Origin of the sequence: Vibrio sp. 10N.222.54.A3, assembly GCF_041474095.1 — a bacterium.
Lineage (GTDB): Bacteria > Pseudomonadota > Gammaproteobacteria > Enterobacterales > Vibrionaceae > Vibrio > Vibrio crassostreae_C.
This window is the reverse complement of sequence record NZ_JBFRTN010000091.1, coordinates 1-1892: the sequence shown is the minus strand read 5'-3', so window position 1 is coordinate 1892 and position 1892 is coordinate 1. Positions and strand designations below refer to the sequence as shown.

Here is a 1892-nt window from a genome sequence, read left to right as displayed (position 1 = left end):
AATCGAGTAGGAGGAGGCCTCACGGCCTCCGTCCTCTCACACCACCGTACAAGCGTGGGTCGCATACGGCGGTTCCGAATATATTTTCAGTGACTCATACCCATCTCCCAATGAGTACAGGCCCAACTCCTCGAACCATTTTATTGGCATGGCGTGATTTAACTGCGGCGTTAAGGCCAAGTGCCACCACCCTTTATCTGACATCGCTACCTTCCACGCATTGCGCTCCGTTACACCTTGTTGTTGTAACCATGTCGCTATGCCGTATCTGCGTTTGCGTTGTTTTAAGCGGTAACATCGTAGCCGTCGCCGTATCCATTCGTCTAAGCGCTGCAAGCTGCTTTTCCGTATGGCGAGTTTGAAGTAGTGTTGCCAACCTCTTAGGTATTGAGTTAATTCCGCTATGACTGCTTGCAACTCTCGCCCTCGGTTTCGCTTCGTTATCTGCCGCACTCGCTTCTTCATTTGAGTTTGTGCTGCCTTCGATAGATGGATTGTTCCATCTATCCCGAAGCGGTGGCTTAAGTAAGTCCGCTCTGTCACTCTTGTCGCACCACTTTTCTCTCGATTTACCGTGAGCTTCAGCTTTTGCTCCAAGAACTCCGTTATCGACTCTTTAACTCGATAAGCGGCTTCTTCACTATGAACGTAGATTTGGCAGTCGTCTGCATATCGACAGAACTTATGCCCTCTGCGCTCTAACTCTTTATCCAGTTCATCTAATACGATATTGGATAGCAACGGGGATAATGGTCCACCCTGTGGTGTCCCTCTTTGTCTCTGTTCAACCATCCCGTTTCGCATTATGCCTGCCTGTAGATATGACCTGATGAGCTTCAACACTCGTTTATCACTGATGTCCTGTGACAGTCTGTACATCAGTCTATCGTGATTCACTGTGTCGAAGTATTTCGCTAGGTCGATATCTACAACATAACCTCGACCTTCTCGGATGTAATGACTGGCTGCCGTTAATGCATGGTGCGCACTGCGGTTTGGTCTAAATCCGTAACTGCTATTGGAGAACTTGGGGTCATAGATATCTGACAGTACTGAGGTCATTGCCTGTTGGACAACTCTATCAAGCACGGTTGGGATACCTAGTTGCCTTACGCCACCACTAGGTTTAGGGATTTCTACACCAAGTACCGGTTGAGGTTGGTAGCTTCCTTCCAGAAGACTCTGGCGAAGCGCTTGCCCATTTGAAGCCTGTCGAAGTGTTGAGATAGTCGCATCTATGTCGAGTTTGTCGACACCTGCACATCCTTTGTTCTTCTTCACTCTTCGTAGAGCTTGATTCAAGTTGGTTGAAGAGCAGATTTGCTCCATCAACGACGTTGAGATCACCAAGACTCGTCCTCCTGTTTACGCCAATCATGCTTGTCATTCTTCATCACCATGAGCTTTACTTGCTGTATCGCCCATTGGGACGTAGAGATGGTTTTCATCTTGCTATGACCCCACATGATTGAGTGTCTAGTGACTGCTTCTTGATATATTCAGTTCGGGCCTTCCCTTAAGTTGTACTTCCTTAAGGTATTATGCCTTCTGCTGACTTCTTATTGCTCGTCATACCGCATCGCTGCTGTATTAGTCTCTATCGAGACAAGTAATAAGATCTCCCGAGGTAAGACGTTGCTCTTTCCCTTGGCCGTGCCTGATTTATCACTACACACTTCCCGTCGAGGCATCGGGCTATTCTATCTATTGCTAGGTTGCCCAAGTTGTAATGACCTACTATCAGATTTCTGTTCGTCACAACCAAGTTTTGCCATTTGCTTCCTTCAGATTTCACCTCACGGTGAACACCCTTGCATAGGCTAACGGTTCTCGCTCGACTGAGCCCGTAGAGGACTTTCACCTCCTAGATCAACGCCATGCTCGGCGCACAA

1 protein-coding gene is annotated in these 1892 nt (G+C 47.8%); it reads right to left on the bottom strand.

Annotated elements, in window-relative coordinates:
- Window positions 1-36 precede the first annotated feature (36 nt).
- The gene (gene ltrA / locus AB4507_RS18695) at window positions 37-1329 is read right to left on the bottom strand and encodes a group II intron reverse transcriptase/maturase (protein ID WP_372056279.1); all 1293 of its coding nucleotides are present in this window, start codon (window positions 1327-1329) and stop codon (window positions 37-39) included.
- Window positions 1330-1892 lie beyond the last annotated feature (563 nt).